Genomic DNA, 16,941 nt, shown 5'->3' on the forward strand with positions numbered 1-16,941 from the left:
GCATCATGTTCTAAATAATATCAATGATACCAAATCATCAGAACTGCATAATCTTCTTCCACAATACTTCAATCAGGATTTAGTGGATTGATGCTATTGCTGGGACGCATACCTTTTAACTCGTGTTTAAATATTTTAAAAATTTCCTCTTTCAATAAATCATCATCGCAGAATAAAAAATAGTCATCTACATATCTGTACAATTCATAATCAATTCTATTTATAAAACCTTTTAACTTAATTTTTTCTTCGACGGTTTTGTCAATTCTTTGAAGAATGATTTCTGCAAAAATTCGAGAAAATTCGGGACCAATTAAAATACCATTTGTTTCACCATAATTTGAGTATTGTATGAATTTATCAAATATTCCAGAAAAATTTTTCTTTGAAGCATCAACATTTTCTTTTACAGTATCTAATCCTAAAACAGCCCAAGATATAGAATGTGTATAAATACTATCAAAACATTTTGATATATCGAATTTAAAAAGAAAGTTATATTTTTTTTCAGCCCGATGATACCTGTAGTCCTCATGAAACTTATAAATATTCGTGTATTTTTTATATGAAAAAAAAGTTTTTAAATTTTCATATTCTCTACCATTTAATTCTAAAAAATCATTTTTATCACCTTTGTTTAGTTGGTGTAATTTGTCATTAAAGAAACTGAATTTCGCAACTTGAACAGGTTTCCTAACACTGAAATTACTAATTGAACATGAATATAAAATAGATTCTTTAAAGTCTTCATAGAGTTTGATTAACTTTAATTGATTAATTGGATGTATCAATGCTAATTCCCTAAAATCTTTTTCTTTATGCGTAATTCTATATGTCAAAGGAATTTTTCTGAATTTATACTCCTCATTATTATCATATTGATGATGAAACAATATTTTTAAAATTTCTTTAAAAGCTATTAAATCATCGCCAACAAAATCATTATTAAAAACAATCTTTTCATTATCAAGACAAATGTTATTCTCAACCAAAAATCTATATAGATATCTGTTTGAAAAAGTAATTGGAATCTCATAAGGCAATACATCTGATAGTATTGCTCTCTCTTTAGGATATTGAATATATTTTTTCTTCTTACTCATTTTTCCAAATTGATTTAATTACTTCAAATTTATTCGTTACCCTATTAAATTTTTTACTGTAATACCTTTGTTCATTTTTGTTGAAATTAAAAGAATAAAAAGGTTTTTCATTAAATCCTTTTTCAAAACAAAATTTATTCAAAATATATCCAATAATTTCATCTTTATCAATCCCAATTGAATGTGTTGAATCTACACCAATTTTTAAAGGAGGTTCTATGTTTTTAAATAATATCCCCATTCTTATTTTCAAACAATTAAGACTATTATATCTGAATGTATTTAATTCAAGCATACAATTTGAATAAAAAATCCCTGCTTTTATATTCTTTTTGTTATGATTTAAATGATAATTACAAGTTAAAAATTTCAACCTGTCGAAGAGCATTTTCCTTGCCCTACTTTCATTATATTTAGAATCTTTATTATAGGTTTCGATGGATAATTTTATTCTGTTTAGATATCTATTTATTTTACCATCTGATAATTCAATTATAATATCTTGATTCTGTTTAATGAAAAATTTATATCCAAGAAATTCTAATTTTTCCTGTCTTTGCAAAGGATTCTCTAATAATCTTATATTTTGTGTTTTATCACTTCTACCTTCTAAATTATCATTAATTTCAAGTTCACTCTTATTTATGATCTTTTTAATTACTTCTTTATAATCTATTATTTGACTTTTAGTTTTTGGAGAAAAAATCGCAATAATATCATCAACATATCTTGCGTAATAAATAATGTCTGGCAACGTTTTAATTTCGTCATCAATTTCCCTCATATACAATTCCGAAAGATATGCACTAACACCAAAACCTCTTGGTATTCCCTTTCCTGCTTGCATTATTGTTATATCTTTTATTCTTTCAAATTCATAAAAAAGTCTTTTTAAAAGTTTTTTAGAAAGAGGAGAAATTAAAGTATTATTTTCTAATTTTTCAAAAAGATGATTTTGAGGAATTGATTCGTAAAATTTATGTATATCTGTGCGGATTACAACTTTAGGAAAACCATCAGAAATTAAATTATAGGTTTGTTTTATTATTTTGTTTCTGTCAGCCTGAATTACTTTAAAAGTTTTACTTAGATTTTGTTGAAGTTGCTTAATTGCAAAAAAATGAACCCCATCTTTTTTTGTTGTGTAGATTTTGTTTTGTTTATCATATTTGATTTCAAAACAAAATGGAGTTTTGTCATTATTGACAATATTAGCATATTCAGAAAATAAATTATTCCTTATTTCTTCTTTAGCTTTGTTTATTTCTTCTAATCTTTCTACATAAGAATCTGATTCTTGAATTGAAAGTGCTCTAGATTTTTTTAAATCTATTTTTTCATTTAAAACAGTATTAAATTCATAATGCTTATCAAAATATGCTTGATTTAAATGCCTTTCTTTTATATTTCCTTTTCTGTTTTCTTTTAGAAAAATTATATTAAAATTGGAACCTGAAAATGATTGATCTAGCATAATATTTTTTAAGTTTGAGATATTCCTACCTTAGAGACATTAGGTTTTTAATTTAGAATACTATTAATTTATTCACTTTTAAGCCATCATTCCTTTAACAAAAACTTCCACAAACTCCTTCATTTTAGCAATTATGCGATCACCAATTACTCTTGCTTGAAGAATACTGGGTCTATTGTCTAAACATTGAAAAACTTCATCTTTTATAGGCTCCCGACCACTGTAGATGTATGCATCTATTAATGATTTGAATTGTGCTTTGTCAAGGTGTTCCTCTTCACATAGTTTGCCTAAGGCGAGTACTTTTTGATCTTGCCAGTATTTTTCAAATTCATCTTCTATATTATCTCCATCCTTGATGTTTGGCATATTCTCATCAATGAATTTTTGTATCAGTTCTCGTTTGCTTCTTAACTGAATATCACCACCCAATAAATCAATAATTGCTTTTCTTTGAACAGCTGCATCAGATGTCTTTACTCCTTTCAATTGTGCTAACAATTTTAGGATGTAAGCAACGTTGATTTGGTCTCTATGGATTAACTCTAATTCAAAATCGATATCATCGAGTATAGAAGTCTTTTGTTTTTCAGTATCTCCTTTAACCTTTTGGTACAGGTCTAAATACTTGCTTTTGTATTTATTAAATTCTTCTTCATCAATTGGTAAATCTTCCCAATCAAAATCAGTGTAGGATTGCAATACATTCATTGCTCGCATCAATTTTCGGAAGGCTTGTACAAATTGCGCTTCATCCTCTTCGCTTTCTAAATCATTTACGCTTTGATAGGTTGGTGTAATTTCCCGTAACAGTTTCAATGCTTCGTCAAACTTTTCTGCAATGGCTTCATAATCGGGCATGGTAACTACTTCAATGGCATCTTTATTCGAAAACAAAGTAATGGCATCGTCTGTCGCTTTTTTGAGGTTTCTAAAGGACAAAATGTTCCCTTGTGACTTTTGTTCACCCAATATTCGATTGGTTCTGGAATACGCCTGAATTAAGCCGTGTTGCTTCAGGTTTTTATCTACATAAAGTGTATTTACTTTTTTAGCATCGAAACCCGTAAGCATCATATTTACTACAATTACAATATCCAAACGGTCTTTCTCATTGTTGAAGTTTTCTTTTTCCCGGTCTTTTAATCGTTGGCTTATGTTTTTAAAGTAATTCTCAAACTGTTGGCTGTCTTTGGTAGAAAAACTAGTACCATACATTTTGTTATAATCACCAATATAACTCTCTAGTTTGTCTCTGGAGTGCTTAGATTTATAGATTGTTTGCGGTTCGGCGGCCCAATCATATTCTTCATCCTCTGGAAGATAATCTTGTGCTTCGTCTGAATCTTCATTAGTGCCATAAGTAAAAATGGTGGCAATACGCAAATCATGTTCTCCTGCAGCTTTCTTTTGTTGAAAAAGATCATAATACTGAATCACATTAGCAATACTGCTTACGGCCAATAATGCTGAATAGTCTTTACTAAAGGTTTTTTGATCGTGATAAGCAATAATATAATCAACGATTTTATTGAGTCTTTTGGCTGAATCCAACACTTCTTGCTTGTCAATGTCTTCTACTTCTATATCAATAAAAGCATTGCTCTTGTTTTTGTATTTCCCTACATATTCAATCCCAAAACGCAATACATTTTGATCTCTAATAGCATCTGTAATTACGTATTTGTGCAAGCAGTTTCCAAACAAATCTTTGGTGGTGCGTTTTCCTAAATCATTCTTAGAAGCATTCTCTGCAAATATTGGTGTTCCGGTAAAACCGATTAATTGACTTTTCTCAAAGAATTTGGTAATACGGTCATGTGTTTCTCCAAATTGAGAACGGTGGCATTCATCAAATATAAAAACGATTTTCTTATGTCGCAATGATTCAATGCTGCCTTTGAAACGTTCTGAAACCGCATTATTTAACTTTTGAATGGTAGTCAAGACTAATTTTGTATTATCAGTCAATTGCCTTACTAAGGATTGTGTATTATCTGTAACATCAACACTGTCTTTTTTGAAAGCGTTGAACTCATTCATCGTTTGATAATCCAAATCTTTTCTATCCACTACAAAAACCACTTTGTAAACCTCTGGCAGTTCCATCACAATTTGGCTTGCTTTGAATGAAGTTAAGGTTTTACCTGAACCAGTGGTATGCCAGATGTAAGCGTTATCACTAGAGTTTTTAACTTGATGGATAATAGCCTCTGTAGCAAAATATTGATACGGACGCAAGATCATCATCACTTTATGGGTTTCGTTAATCACTATGTAATGAGCTATCATTTTGCCCAAGTGATTTGGGTTTAAGAAAGCAGTAGTAAACTCGGTTATCTCGGTAATGTTTTTATTGGTCTCATCTGCCCAAAAGAAGGTTTGTTTTACCGATTGCAATTTGTTATTTGCCAAATATTTGGTATTGACTCCATTACTTATCACAAACAATTGCACGTATTGAAACAAACCGTGATTGCTCCAAAAAGAATGCATTTGGTAGCGATTGATTTGATTAAAAGCTTCTTTGATTTCAATGCCCGAACGTTTCAATTCTATTTGCACCAATGGCAAACCGTTGACCAAAAGCGTTACATCAAAACGGTTTTTGTAGCTTCCTTCCAGACTGATTTGGTTGGTAACTTGAAATAAATTCTGGCAATTGTCTTCTGTATTGAAAAAACGAACATAGAATGAAGTATCATCCTCCTTGGTCAATTGAAAACGATCTCTTAGTGTTTTGGCTTTTTCAAAAACATTTCCTTTGGCTAAATGATTGAGGATAGCATCAAACTCTTTAGCAGTAAAAGAGGTTTTGTTAAACACTTCTAGCTGACTTTTTAAGTTGGAAACCAAAGCAGTACCATCCTGAATCTTTACAAATTCATAGCCTAAAGCCTGTAATTGCCTGATTAAATTGTTTTCTAATTGTGCTTCGGATTGATGGCTCATAAAACAACGTCTAAATTAAGATGATTCAAACCATTTATACTTTCCTGCTTAAATTCCCATATTTGACATTTAGACAAACTTTTTCCATTTTGTTCCCAAAATTTAACATCTTTAAAATGTTTAGGCATTTTATCCGATTTAGTATGTGTAAAAATCATATCTATAAATATCGGTGTATAGTTGATTTTATTTACCATAATACTTTCTTTTATCCTGTGAATGTATCCTAAATTTATAAGCGAGTTAAGTATGTCTTCATTCTTTTTGAATGATATATTGGGGTAAAGAATTACATTTGTATGTAAACCGTGAACTACCTCTTCTTCAATTATACCATATAATGATCTGATTTGATTTTCAGGTAAATAAGCTTCTTCACTTATTAATTCATCTTTACTTTTTTTAATTTCTCGTACAACCTGAGTAAGAACCATTCTATGAATTTTAGTTTGATTTTCTGCAATTGAAAATTTTACCATATGGCTAAAAACATCCAAGAAATATCTTGGGAGAGCTCCTGAAGCTCTAATACAATCATTAATCACAGATGTATCATTAAAAAGCTTATTAATTCGAGTTGTAGTAAGCCCTAATTTAGGATCAATACCGCATAATATTTTAAATAACAAATCCTTATTAGCTTCTAATTCGCAAAACTCTCGATCTAAATTAATAGTACTAAAATCATCTTTATGAGATAATATTTTGTTGTTTTCTTCATTTAATTTAAATCTATTAGGAACTAAACAGGCTTTATATGAAAATGCCATTTGGCTTGTTTCCTTATTAATATCATGTAAATATTGAAAAATATATGGTTGATTATTAATAGGAATTTGATAGAAATCATCTAAAATTAAAAATATCGATTTATTAAAAATTTTGAAAAAAGATTCAATGCATTTAATACAGTCTTGTTTTAATTCATCAAGGGCTTCTTGTTTAGAATAAGAGACAGAAAACTCTAAATTATTCTCATTATTGTTTTCGTTTTCCCGGGAAACTGTATAGCTAGATTCTATAGAAGCTGTGGCATTAACTGCTGCAAGATATTTGTAATCAGCTGAAATTGCTCCTAAAATCTTAAATGTTTTTGCGCTTTGTTGTTTTTGCTTACTTGATTTTATAATTTGAATTGTAGCTCCGTTAGGTGTGTGTTTTATTGCATCTAATCTGTTTAAAATATATGTTATTGTATTAAATAATTTATCGTACTCAATATTTTCATTTGTCCATATTTCTTTACTAACTAGGCCATAGCACAGAGATTTAAGCATATAAAATTTTGTTTTTGCTTTTCTCGTTACATATGGTTCCCACAATTCGTCGTTTTCTAAGTTGTCTTTTAAATCATTAAAAAGTTGCAAAAGAACCTCGACTAATGGTAAATCTGCACCTTGTCTCTGTTTACCTTGCATATCAACAACTGTTACAAGTCCATTGGCTTTTTTGATTTCTTCAATAACTTTAATTAGTAACGATGTTTTACCAGCACCTCTTCTTCCAATTATTAAGTGATTTACTTGATTTTTAAGCGTTTTAACATGATTAAACGGATCTATGTAATTGATTTGTGTATTATGATCTTTTATCTTTCGTCTTTTTATCAATTCTATTTGATCCAAAAGTTTATCTACTTCAGGAAAAGTTAGATTAAAATTAGTATAATCCTTACGTTTTGCAGGCTTATATATAGTTGTATTATTATCTTTCATTTTTATTATATTCATCTAGTAAAAATCACACAAACATTTGCTGTAACAAACCCTTTTTGAACGTTTGCGTTTGGTTGATTTGTTGATTAACACTCTCAATTTTTGCATCGATACTCGATAAAAAATCGGCTATTTTTTGTTGTTCTTCGAGAACTGGATAACTTACTTTAATACTTTTTAAATCACCTGAAGTAAATCCTTTTATAGATGTTCCTTGAGCATAACTACTTAATAAATTATTATTTTTCATAAAATAATAAGCTATATAATAAGCATCAATTTCGTTTGGAATAAAATTAGCAAAGTCTTGACTTGTGCACATTATTCTTTTACTAACTGCTAACTTTCCTACGCCAACTCTTGAAATAAAAAGGACACTATTTACAGGAATTAATTTTGTTGCACTTTCAGTAATGGCTTTCTCAGTAATGAACCTAGTTACATTTATATTTGAAATGTCATTTTCAATTAAATCAGAACTTGATATCCAAGGAATGTCTCCATCCCAATATTCTGAAATTTCAGTTGATGGAGTGCCTCCTCCTTTAAATATCCCTAAATCCCCCAACTTTTTCTCTTCCCAATCCGCATAATCATTTCCATTCTCATCTTTAAACCGTAATTTACCAGAGAACAATTGTTGCATGACGCCTTTTTTGTATTGGGATAACAATTCCTTTTTTCGGGAAAGTTGCTGTATTTTTTCATCGACAGCACTTAAAAAAGAAGCTATTTTTTGTTGTTCTGGAAGGGTTGGTCTATTAAATTTAGTATTACTAATTATACTGTTATAAAGCCTCTGTATTGTTCCACCTTCAGAATCATATTTTACGATTTGGTATATATAATATAAAAACGAATTTGTGATTAGCTTTTCATTATTATCAATCCAGACAATATTTGAATCTTGAAAATAAGCTGGTTTACCATCATAAACAACAGTTCTTCCTAAAGTTCCAGATGCTGACATCAGAATTTCACCAATTTTAGGAAATGAAAACCTTTCTATATAATTAAAATAAAGTTCGTTAGTAATATAAGCATCTGCTTCCTTTCCAAATGTTCCGATTTTGTAGAATGGAATTTCACCACTTTCAGAAGTTTCATCACTAAAAACCCTCTTGCACATCCTTATTTTACCAACATCTCCTAATTTTCTTTTCTCCCATTCCCCTTCAAATCCAGGAAATCGCAATTGTGGTAACAGAGCTATTTTTTTTTCAATATTTAAAGTTTCTGTACTCATTAAAATGGTGTTTCAATTCCTAATTCTGTACAAAAGCTTTCAATTGTTGCATCCGTTGTTTTACTAAGAACTGCCAATTCTCGTAATTCATTGGTGACAGTGGTTAAATCAACCGAATCTTCTTCTTCAAACGTATCTACATAACGAGGAATGTTCAGGTTGTAATCGTTGGTGGCAACTTCGCTTAAAAGAGCACTATGGCTGTATTTTTCTTCCACCAAACGATTTTCATAAGTGCTAATGATTTTATCAATATCTTCAGTACGCAATACGTTTTGGGTTTTCACCTTTTCGTAATGCTGGCTGGCATCAATGAACAAAATGTCTTTAGCATGTATTCTTTTTTTCTTCAAGACCAAAATACAAGTTGGTATACTCGTACCGTAAAAGATATTGGCAGGCAAACCAATTACAGCATCTAGGTAATTTTTATCTTGTATTAAATATTGGCGTATGTGTCCTTCGGCAGCACCACGAAACAAAACTCCGTGAGGCAAAACAATTGCCATAGTTCCATTATCATCGAGCTGGTGTACCATGTGTTGCACAAAGGCAAAATCAGCTTTACTGCTTGGTGCCAGTTTCCCATAAGCAGAAAAACGATCATCGTTCATAAACAAAGGACTGGCACTCCAATTAGCAGAAAAAGGAGGATTAGCAACAATAGCTTCAAAACGCATATCTAAATGTTGTGGACGCTCTAAAGTATCTTCGTTCTTAATATCAAAACGTTTGTAGTGTACATCATGCATAATCATGTTCATACGACACAAGTTATAGGTCGTAGGATTCATTTCCTGACCATAAAAAGCACTTACATCTTTTACTTCTTTAGCTACACGTAATAGCAAGGAACCAGAACCACAAGTAGGATCGTACACGCTTTTGAGTTGGTCTTTACCCGCAGTTACTAATTGTGCTAAAATGCTGCTTACTTGTTGTGGAGTATAAAATTCTCCTGCTTTCTTACCTGCACCACTTGCAAACTGTCCAATTAAATATTCGTAGGCATCACCCAGAACATCACTATCGGTATTTTCTAAATCAAAATCAATTTCATCTAAGTGAATCAGTACTTTTACAATCAATTCGTTTTTATCAGCTTCTGATTTCCCTAGTTTGTGGCTAGTTAAATCTAAGTCTGAAAACAAGTTGCCAAAATCTTCCTCGCTTTCAGAACCCATCGTACTTTGCTCAATGTGCGTGAGGACTTTGGCTAAATCCCCAAGAATGAAATTGTTTTTCCCACCTGCATTTCCTCTTCTTGCTAATTCCGAGAATAAATCAGCTGGTTCCAAGAAAAAGCCCAGTTTATCAATCGATAATTGTTTAATTTCTTGCATCAAGACTTCTTCCTCAGGATGTCCTTCGATTTCTTGAAAAGTCAAACCGTCTGGTTTTAGTATGGTGTTGGCGTACAAATCCATTTTTGTACTCAGGTACTTGTAGAATATAAAACCTAATATGTAATCTCTAAAATCGTCGGCATCCATTTTCCCACGTAGGGTGTTAGCAATATTCCAGAGTTGTTGTTCTAATTTTTGTTTTTGTTCGGCTGCCATTAAGCAATTATTGTTTTTGAATTATAATAACTGCTAAAGTATCGAATATATACGGAAGTGAAAAGAGGAAAATCCAAAATTGTAAAGAAATATCTTTCTTTTAATTTCTTTTAGTACATTTTTAGTTGTTATTCAGGTTATTCTATGACTATAAGCTAGTACCCGAAGTCGGTTTCTAAAAATAAACGCAATACATTTTAATTAAAAAACATTTATGTATAAATGTTTTTTAATTAAAATGTATTTATATTTATTAACATACATATTTTTTAATTAAAATGTATATTTATTTACATACATATTTATATATTTTTATACATAAAAATATATTTACCCTTTTGTTTAAACTAGTTTATTCTTCTATTTTACCCGAAATTCTGTAAGTTCGTTTTTCTCCAAATTTTGCTTCAGTATTATAAAACAAACCCGAGAAACTTCCGTCTTCTTGAAAAACTATTGTATTTTGGTGTTTGCATAGTAAATCTAAATATCTATTACGATCAGATTCAAATTCGGCTTCAGTAACAACAATAACTCTTATTTTAGTATATGGATCCATATTTGTTTTTTATCATAATTTTAAATTACATAGATAAACTTAGAATACAGGAAAATGTATTTTTTCATAAGTTTCAATAATAGAAGTTATTTCCAAAAATTCAATTGCAATAGGGTCGTTGCTTTCCATTTCGTCAGTAACAATTTCTATAAGTTCATTTAAACGAATATTAGAATTAACATAAGTTTGGAGTGTGATGTTTTCCATTTTAAATTAAGTTTTTTAATGATGTGTACAGAGTAATACCTTTCACCAAAATTGAATAGCTATTTGATTCTCAATTTTTTGGGTTTTCTTTTTCTTTTGCTAAATCATAAGAACTTTGTAAGTTAAGTAAATGACTTGCTGTTCCTCCAAATACTTTTTCTAATCTTAAAGCCATATCGGGAGTAATAGAGGTCTGACTATTTATGATATTTGAAAAATTAGCTTCGGTAGTTCCAAGCAGTTCAGTAATTTTGCGAATAGTCAATTTTCTACCCTCGACAAGTTCCATGTGTAGAATTTGTCCGGGATGTATTTTTTTCATTTTTCTTTCCATGATGTATATTTTTGACCCAAATTGAATAGCTATTTGACTTCTATTTTTCCTAATTCTTCAAAAACATGATTTGCAAATTTTTTAGAGTCATAATCCTCAATGCATGCTACCTCTTTTTCTAAATAGTTTTTCACGATTTCTTTTAAGAGTTCGTTAATGTCCATACCGTAATCCCTTTGGAAATAATTCTAAACATTTTACTATTTCGTTTAGATCATAAGTTATAATTTCCATATAATTTTTTTCTGCTCTCCAATAGTTTCGCAAAAAATCGTCTGTAACATCTTTGTATTCCATATTTTTATTTTTTTAGAGATTGATTAAAATTAATACTTCTGATAGATTTCGTTTTTTGTATTGCATCTATTTGATAAAGAAGTTCAAATTTTTCTTGAGGGCTTCCATTTTTTAAAATGTTTTGATTTTTAAATTTTTCAAGTTCTTTCCGGTTATACTTGAAATGTTCGTCGAATGTTTTTTCATTCATATTAATCCATTTAACCCTATCAAATCCAACTTGATACTCATTGTCACCAATCGTTCTACTAGTTAATTTTTCGTTACAGGTAGGGCTTAATTTCAATCTTTGCGTTTTATCTTTTCTGGAAACGATAATGTGTATGTGAGATTGTAAGCCGATTTTATATGTGCCTGAAATTGCTTTTCTATCAATAACTTCTTTGTCTGTTCCTTTAAATTTTCTAAAGTGCTCAATTTTGGCAAAATAGACTAAATCACCTCCAGTGTTAATTCCTTTATCTTGCCGATTGAAATTTAAAGCATAATTGACCATTATTTTTCTGCCATATTCTCTAATAAGCCGATTAAATTTTTCGAGTTCTCTCAAGTTAAAATCCCAAACACCTGTAATCTCTCTTTTTTCAGATGCCAAAAAAGCAATGTGTTCCAATTCATTTTCGCTAAAACTGATTGTTGGAGCAAAATATTTCGCATCATTTGCACCTAGTTTTCTTTTATTATTATCAATGGTACTAATAGCTTCTATTGTGCTAATATTTATTTCGGAATCATTAAAAAAACCTTGTTTCCTGCTCTCTAGTTGATAAACATCACTCGCTGAAGAAGTTTTTTTAATGATTTTGTCTAAATCTTCGTTTTCTTTTTCTAAGTAAATAGCTAATTTAGAACAACTCCCTTTATTGTCAGAACCGAGTGAACTATGAGGTTTAGATATTGGCATTATGAAAAGATAGATTTAAGTTTATCAATGGTACCGGACTTGTTTTTCTCATCTAATAATAGACAAATAGCTAAAATTGCTTGTCTATTTTTTTCTAATTCAATTGCTATAAGTTTGTTTCTGTCAGCATCATTTTTTTTAATTTCATTCATCCTTTCTGAATGCTGATTTAAGAGTTTATTTATTGCATTTATTAATTTAAGAACTTCCTCTTTATGGGAATTTTGATAATTGAAAATATCTTGCCTCAATGGTTTCAAAATATCTCGTTCCTGTACTTTTAGAAAAGAGACAATTCTTTTGTCTAAAGTAGAAATCATTTCAGAAGGATTTTTGTTTACAGCATCTTTAGGATCGATACCTGTTTTTTTGAAATAATAAATCATCTCTTTAACAAGAGAACCCAAGTTCATTCGCAAACTTTCAGATAATTTCCCAAGTTCTGTATGAGCTTTTTCATCTATAATGATACTTTTTTTAGTCATAATTATATTTTTTAAAACTGTTAATCAGTTAGTTATGTTTTTATTGTATTTGAATTATAAAATCTTATAAATTTCATTCTTAAAGAAAGCCTTATTTTCAAGGCTTCGGCCTCGCAGAGCAAGTAGGATAGGGGTTTTTCCGCCCCTGTCCTACTTGCTACTCTTTTAGAGACAGTGAGATTGTGTTTCCATAATAATCTCTAAGGTCAAAGACATCAATCAGAAGCTTTAAATTTTTGTTTTTTTGATATAGTAGGTTTATTATTTTATGTTCATTTGAATCAAGTTTTTTTGGAATGTAATTGATGTTTTCTAAAAAATAGTCAGCAATATCGAAACCATTGTTTCTATCCTCAACATTGCCTTTTAATTCTAATAAATTTGAAATTTGAATATCAAATCCTTTACTTTTAAAAGACTCGCACTTAGATTTCCAAATACTGAACGGACTTCCATTAGGACCACATACACCCAAATCTGGATATAATATAATTTTTCGTTTTTTTAGAACTTCCATTTTTAATTCATTTAAACCATTCAAACTACCTGCTGCTAACCAAATGTATTTTTTGAATAATAAGCTCATAATACAAGCCGTTTTCTCGGATTCAACTATAGCAATTGTATTGTTGCTAGTATTGATTAAATGTTCTCCAAAAAAACATTGATTGAGATTGAAACCATTTATTTCATTCGATTTTATTTTTAACGAGTGTACCCAATTAATGTATTTAGTCCTTTTTCCGGATTTATTGTAAATAATTATTTTTCCCCCTCTGATAAGATTTTTTTCATCGATCTGCCAAAATACAGTTCCGAAATGCCAGAAATTTGCAGTTCCTATTTTATATTCATCAACTATTTTTTCTACCTCTTGAATATCAAATTTTGATAATAGGAAGGATATGAAATTATTTTCTGAATGGTATTTAAAGGTTGCCAGTAATTCCTTTTCATTATGATATGAAATTTGCTCTTGTTTTACTGATTTGGCTTCGTAGGGAACATGAATTTTATATTCTATGTTATTATCCATAAAATAAGATTTAGGAGTATAGTGATAACCACAATTTATTTCTCTGTCACATCTTCCAACTATTAGAGAAACATATTCGCTTGATTCTACATCAATATAAAGGACCATTGTTTTTTTATTACAGTTTGGACACGGGTGTTTTGTTGATTTTTTATGTAATGTATATTTATGCATAATTTACTATGGTTTCACTTTCTTCACTTTCTTCACTTTCCAGTAATAGCAAAGGTTTAACAATGCTACATAGCTTCACTTTGGCTTCATTTTGACTTCACTTTGTAAATAATTCATGAAATACTAAATTGCACTTTCTTCACTAATTTTGCACAAACTAGTGTTTTTAAAATTATGTAATTCAGTGTTTTAGTATTTAAAGTGAAGAAAGTGAAGAAAGTGAAGTCTATACTGTTTTTTCATAACTTCCGTGTGCAAGCCGTTTGAATAATTTGAGGTCTTTTAAGTAGGTTTTAAATTGTCTGTCAGAAACTCTGGGTTTGCCTTCAATTAATTTACAAGCTATTTTTATCCCTTCTGCAGTTGTAAAAGTTTTTGGGAGTTCGTTTAAAATATTTTTTTGAAGTTCTGTAAGGGTTTCGAAATAATTCTTTTTTAGAATCTCTGTTCGTACTTGAATAGCATTATAGTAGAAATAGTCAAATAATTGGATGGCACCTTTGATAGAAGATACATCTACTTGGTTTTTTGATTCGCTTTGTACTGTTGAATGAATTAATTGAAGAATTAATGCAAACCGCAGCACATATTGTTGCAGTTTTATTTCTACGCTTCGTTCATAATCAAAGAAAAATTTGTCGGGTCTATTATTTTGCCATCGGAATAAGTACTCTTTTGCATCAGTTTCCATTGTGAAAACATTAGATATATTAGGATCATCATCACCCAAATCAATTAAATTATGAATAAGTGTAGTGTAATTATTGAAAAGTACTTTATTTACTTGTTCTATATTCCAACGTAATATTTTCTCCTCGTTTGGATAAACAAACAGTAATCGATCCATAAAGCCATTAGTTGATCTTCCATCTTTTCCAAAATCCTTTAAAACCGAAATTTGAGTGCTACCAATAACGCTTAAGCAAGGATCTTCTAGTCTCAGGGATTTCCCCGAAGCTCTATCGGTTGTAATCTGTGTTCCGCTCCATAAACTTAAATAGGTTTCGGCTTCACCTGAACTATTATAACGGTTAAAATTCTTTAACCATCCATTTAATTCATCTACATAAATACAAATCCCTCTCTTATTGTAACTGTGATTTAGAATTAATGCTTCGGGAGTAAAATCACTTAATAAATACCTTTTTAAGATTGGTTTTTTTTCCTTGTTTTTATGTTCTGAATTTTCATAATTACTTTTTTCATATTCAACTAATTGATTTTCATAATCGGTAAATAGTTGACTTTCTTTGATTTGAATAGGGTTGAAGCAAAATTTTAAAGCTTGGGTCTTTGCATCTCCGGGTTGCCCAACAATTACCATAAATAGGTTTACTTTTTCTTGCCATCCATGTTTTACTTCAAGTTTATGTGATTTACCTATTGAAGCCGAAGCAGCCGAAAGAATGCCTGCGCCAAGATAATCTATAGGGAATAGATGCTTGTTGTGAATCTCAATAATTATCTCTTGTATAGCCTTTGGATAAATTTGTATTGGGAATAAGTTTCCGTGGGTTTCTTTATGTTTCAAAAAATCAATTTCCAGATCAACGATATCAATTCGTCCTTCTTTTTCTATATCTTTGTTTTGCGAATCAAAGATTTTACCCTTTTTACTTTCCTTAGTAAGAAGGGTATTGTTTTTTAGATCAATCATAACTCAAATACTATTTTTTTGAGTTTACATAATTTGCTGCCTCCTTTTCGATTTGAGAAATCGATTTTGATTTGTTTTGAAGTAACCATTCGTCAATTTCTGTTTTGGTAAAAAACAGTGTACGATTATTAGGTTTAGAGTAGGGGATTATGCTATTATGTACTAGTTTGTATACATAACTTTTTGAAAACCCAGTGTAGTTTACGACATCATCAACAGTGAAGATTTGTTTGTTTGTCCCAATTATAAGTTTTTCTAATTGGGTTAATTTTTGAATAATTGCATTGCTTTCCATAATTGAGTTTTATAAGGTTTATGAAAGCAAATGTCAATAAAGCGTAATAGATAAATATTAAGATATTAAGATCTTAATGATTTTTAATTTTTTCAAACATCGATTTCAGAGTTTTAATATCATCACGATCTTTAGGAAATTTACGATATTGTCCCATCGAAGAATATACTCGACCAGCTTTTATTAAACCATTCTTGTTCTCAATTTTCTCAGAATGCTCAATAGATGATAATTGTATTTTTAAATTGAAAAATTTGTCAAGAAAGTCAATAAAATAATTAAACAGAATATTGTCCATTTCAAAATAGATAATTGAATTATGGCTTTCCCAATCCTTTTCAAAAACTTCAATAAATTGGTTTAATGAAGTTTTATTCTGGTCTATGAACATAAATTTCTCCAAACCGTGATATAGTTTACGCAAATCACCGCTATCAATATTTATTTGATAATTTCTATTTCCATTTTTAGATTTAGTTAAAACGGTAAGTCTTTCATTGATTTGAGACTGTAGTTTTTCAAGATAATTTTCATATTCTTCTAATGCTCCCTTAATGTCTAATAAAAAAGAGATTTTTTTAATATTACAGTTTCTATCTTCGTTATTTACATTATCCACGAAATCGATTAAAGCGCTTTTAAAAGTAATCAAAGGAAATAGTATATCTGTATGGATTTTTTCCGATAGAACTAAAAGCATATGTGATTTAGTTTCTTTAGGGTATTCTCGCATTTCTAAATAAAACGTTACTAATTTAGAAAGTTTTTTTTTACAATTAAAAGCAAGTGATTCTTTTTGCATAATGCTAAATTTCTCATCTTCCTTAATCTCCTTATAATCTTGGAAGGATAGTGGCTCATTATTTTCAACTGTATAATTATAGTGTATATAAAAAAAATGTTTTAGGGTTGTAATGTCAATATCTGTAAATCGAAAATAA

17 protein-coding genes are annotated in these 16,941 nt (G+C 29.7%); all 17 read right to left on the minus strand.

Going from position 1 to position 16,941, the window contains the following annotated elements; genetic code table 11:
* Positions 1-68: 68 nt before the first annotated feature.
* The 17 genes from drt3b to ACNQGN_RS17485 all read right to left on the minus strand — a co-directional run bounded on the left by drt3b (position 69) and on the right by ACNQGN_RS17485 (position 16,802).
* A complete protein-coding gene (drt3b, locus tag ACNQGN_RS17405) occupies positions 69-1,103 on the minus strand; it encodes an antiviral reverse transcriptase Drt3b (RefSeq protein WP_417989098.1) in 1,035 nt (344 codons plus the stop codon).
* Entirely contained in the window at positions 1,096-2,577 is a 1,482-nt protein-coding gene (drt3a, locus tag ACNQGN_RS17410) for an antiviral reverse transcriptase Drt3a (RefSeq protein ID WP_417989099.1), read from the minus strand. Before drt3a ends, drt3b begins: the two co-directional genes overlap by 8 nt.
* Positions 2,578-2,655: 78 nt before the next feature.
* The gene (locus ACNQGN_RS17415) at positions 2,656-5,529 is read right to left on the minus strand and encodes a type I restriction endonuclease subunit R (RefSeq protein WP_417989100.1); all 2,874 of its coding nucleotides are present in this window, start codon (positions 5,527-5,529) and stop codon (positions 2,656-2,658) included.
* A complete protein-coding gene (locus ACNQGN_RS17420; protein ID WP_417989101.1) occupies positions 5,526-7,244 on the minus strand; it encodes a P-loop NTPase fold protein in 1,719 nt (572 codons plus the stop codon). The genes ACNQGN_RS17415 and ACNQGN_RS17420 overlap by 4 nt, the downstream gene beginning before the upstream one ends.
* A 25-nt stretch (positions 7,245-7,269) precedes the next feature.
* A complete protein-coding gene (locus ACNQGN_RS17425; RefSeq protein WP_417989102.1) occupies positions 7,270-8,490 on the minus strand; it encodes a restriction endonuclease subunit S in 1,221 nt (406 codons plus the stop codon).
* Positions 8,490-10,052: a type I restriction-modification system subunit M gene (locus ACNQGN_RS17430; protein WP_417989103.1), complete on the minus strand. Its 1,563-nt coding sequence runs from the start codon at positions 10,050-10,052 to the stop codon at positions 8,490-8,492. Before ACNQGN_RS17430 ends, ACNQGN_RS17425 begins: the two co-directional genes overlap by 1 nt.
* Before the next feature lie 352 nt (positions 10,053-10,404).
* On the minus strand, positions 10,405-10,611 hold the full coding sequence (locus ACNQGN_RS17435) for a hypothetical protein (protein WP_417989104.1): 207 nt from the start codon (positions 10,609-10,611) through the stop codon (positions 10,405-10,407).
* A 39-nt stretch (positions 10,612-10,650) separates the two neighbouring features.
* Positions 10,651-10,818: a hypothetical protein gene (locus ACNQGN_RS17440; protein WP_416845962.1), complete on the minus strand. Its 168-nt coding sequence runs from the start codon at positions 10,816-10,818 to the stop codon at positions 10,651-10,653.
* A gap of 70 nt (positions 10,819-10,888) precedes the next feature.
* Positions 10,889-11,152, minus strand: coding sequence for a HigA family addiction module antitoxin (locus tag ACNQGN_RS17445; RefSeq protein WP_417989105.1), 264 nt, complete (start codon positions 11,150-11,152; stop codon positions 10,889-10,891).
* 29 nt (positions 11,153-11,181) lie between these two features.
* Positions 11,182-11,316 carry a hypothetical protein gene (locus ACNQGN_RS17450; RefSeq protein ID WP_417989106.1) on the minus strand — a complete coding sequence of 45 codons (135 nt, stop codon included), beginning with the start codon at positions 11,314-11,316 and terminating at the stop codon, positions 11,182-11,184.
* Complete coding sequence (locus ACNQGN_RS17455; protein ID WP_417989107.1) at positions 11,306-11,449, minus strand: hypothetical protein; 144 nt, start codon at positions 11,447-11,449, stop codon at positions 11,306-11,308. The genes ACNQGN_RS17450 and ACNQGN_RS17455 overlap by 11 nt, the downstream gene beginning before the upstream one ends.
* Positions 11,450-11,453: 4 nt before the next feature.
* Complete coding sequence (locus tag ACNQGN_RS17460) at positions 11,454-12,353, minus strand: DUF5712 family protein (RefSeq protein WP_417989108.1); 900 nt, start codon at positions 12,351-12,353, stop codon at positions 11,454-11,456.
* Positions 12,353-12,838 carry a BfmA/BtgA family mobilization protein gene (locus ACNQGN_RS17465; protein ID WP_417989109.1) on the minus strand — a complete coding sequence of 162 codons (486 nt, stop codon included), beginning with the start codon at positions 12,836-12,838 and terminating at the stop codon, positions 12,353-12,355. The genes ACNQGN_RS17460 and ACNQGN_RS17465 overlap by 1 nt, the downstream gene beginning before the upstream one ends.
* A 157-nt stretch (positions 12,839-12,995) precedes the next feature.
* On the minus strand, positions 12,996-14,048 hold the full coding sequence (locus tag ACNQGN_RS17470; RefSeq protein ID WP_417989110.1) for a DUF6371 domain-containing protein: 1,053 nt from the start codon (positions 14,046-14,048) through the stop codon (positions 12,996-12,998).
* Positions 14,049-14,274: 226 nt separating this feature from the next.
* Positions 14,275-15,705, minus strand: coding sequence for a DUF3987 domain-containing protein (locus ACNQGN_RS17475; protein ID WP_417989111.1), 1,431 nt, complete (start codon positions 15,703-15,705; stop codon positions 14,275-14,277).
* A 10-nt stretch (positions 15,706-15,715) separates the two neighbouring features.
* Positions 15,716-16,000, minus strand: coding sequence for a helix-turn-helix transcriptional regulator (locus ACNQGN_RS17480; protein ID WP_417989112.1), 285 nt, complete (start codon positions 15,998-16,000; stop codon positions 15,716-15,718).
* 73 nt (positions 16,001-16,073) lie between these two features.
* Positions 16,074-16,802 carry a hypothetical protein gene (locus ACNQGN_RS17485; protein WP_417989113.1) on the minus strand — a complete coding sequence of 243 codons (729 nt, stop codon included), beginning with the start codon at positions 16,800-16,802 and terminating at the stop codon, positions 16,074-16,076.
* Positions 16,803-16,941 lie beyond the last annotated feature (139 nt).

It is taken from the genome of Flavobacterium rhamnosi, assembly GCF_048286515.1.
In the GTDB taxonomy this organism is placed as follows: Bacteria; Bacteroidota; Bacteroidia; order Flavobacteriales; family Flavobacteriaceae; genus Flavobacterium.

What these genes read in the sequence shown, in the direction of transcription:
- drt3b (WP_417989098.1), bottom strand. Translation starts at nt 1,103, where the DNA reads ATGAGTAAGAAGAAAAAATATATTCAATATCCTAAAGAGAGAGCAATA.
- drt3a (WP_417989099.1), bottom strand. Translation starts at nt 2,577, where the DNA reads ATGCTAGATCAATCATTTTCAGGTTCCAATTTTAATATAATTTTTCTA.
- ACNQGN_RS17415 (WP_417989100.1), bottom strand. Translation starts at nt 5,529, where the DNA reads ATGAGCCATCAATCCGAAGCACAATTAGAAAACAATTTAATCAGGCAA.
- ACNQGN_RS17420 (WP_417989101.1), bottom strand. Translation starts at nt 7,244, where the DNA reads ATGAAAGATAATAATACAACTATATATAAGCCTGCAAAACGTAAGGAT.
- ACNQGN_RS17425 (WP_417989102.1), bottom strand. Translation starts at nt 8,490, where the DNA reads ATGAGTACAGAAACTTTAAATATTGAAAAAAAAATAGCTCTGTTACCA.
- ACNQGN_RS17430 (WP_417989103.1), bottom strand. Translation starts at nt 10,052, where the DNA reads ATGGCAGCCGAACAAAAACAAAAATTAGAACAACAACTCTGGAATATT.
- ACNQGN_RS17435 (WP_417989104.1), bottom strand. Translation starts at nt 10,611, where the DNA reads ATGGATCCATATACTAAAATAAGAGTTATTGTTGTTACTGAAGCCGAA.
- ACNQGN_RS17440 (WP_416845962.1), bottom strand. Translation starts at nt 10,818, where the DNA reads ATGGAAAACATCACACTCCAAACTTATGTTAATTCTAATATTCGTTTA.
- ACNQGN_RS17445 (WP_417989105.1), bottom strand. Translation starts at nt 11,152, where the DNA reads ATGGAAAGAAAAATGAAAAAAATACATCCCGGACAAATTCTACACATG.
- ACNQGN_RS17450 (WP_417989106.1), bottom strand. Translation starts at nt 11,316, where the DNA reads ATGGACATTAACGAACTCTTAAAAGAAATCGTGAAAAACTATTTAGAA.
- ACNQGN_RS17455 (WP_417989107.1), bottom strand. Translation starts at nt 11,449, where the DNA reads ATGGAATACAAAGATGTTACAGACGATTTTTTGCGAAACTATTGGAGA.
- ACNQGN_RS17460 (WP_417989108.1), bottom strand. Translation starts at nt 12,353, where the DNA reads ATGCCAATATCTAAACCTCATAGTTCACTCGGTTCTGACAATAAAGGG.
- ACNQGN_RS17465 (WP_417989109.1), bottom strand. Translation starts at nt 12,838, where the DNA reads ATGACTAAAAAAAGTATCATTATAGATGAAAAAGCTCATACAGAACTT.
- ACNQGN_RS17470 (WP_417989110.1), bottom strand. Translation starts at nt 14,048, where the DNA reads ATGCATAAATATACATTACATAAAAAATCAACAAAACACCCGTGTCCA.
- ACNQGN_RS17475 (WP_417989111.1), bottom strand. Translation starts at nt 15,705, where the DNA reads ATGATTGATCTAAAAAACAATACCCTTCTTACTAAGGAAAGTAAAAAG.
- ACNQGN_RS17480 (WP_417989112.1), bottom strand. Translation starts at nt 16,000, where the DNA reads ATGGAAAGCAATGCAATTATTCAAAAATTAACCCAATTAGAAAAACTT.
- ACNQGN_RS17485 (WP_417989113.1), bottom strand. Translation starts at nt 16,802, where the DNA reads ATGCAAAAAGAATCACTTGCTTTTAATTGTAAAAAAAAACTTTCTAAA.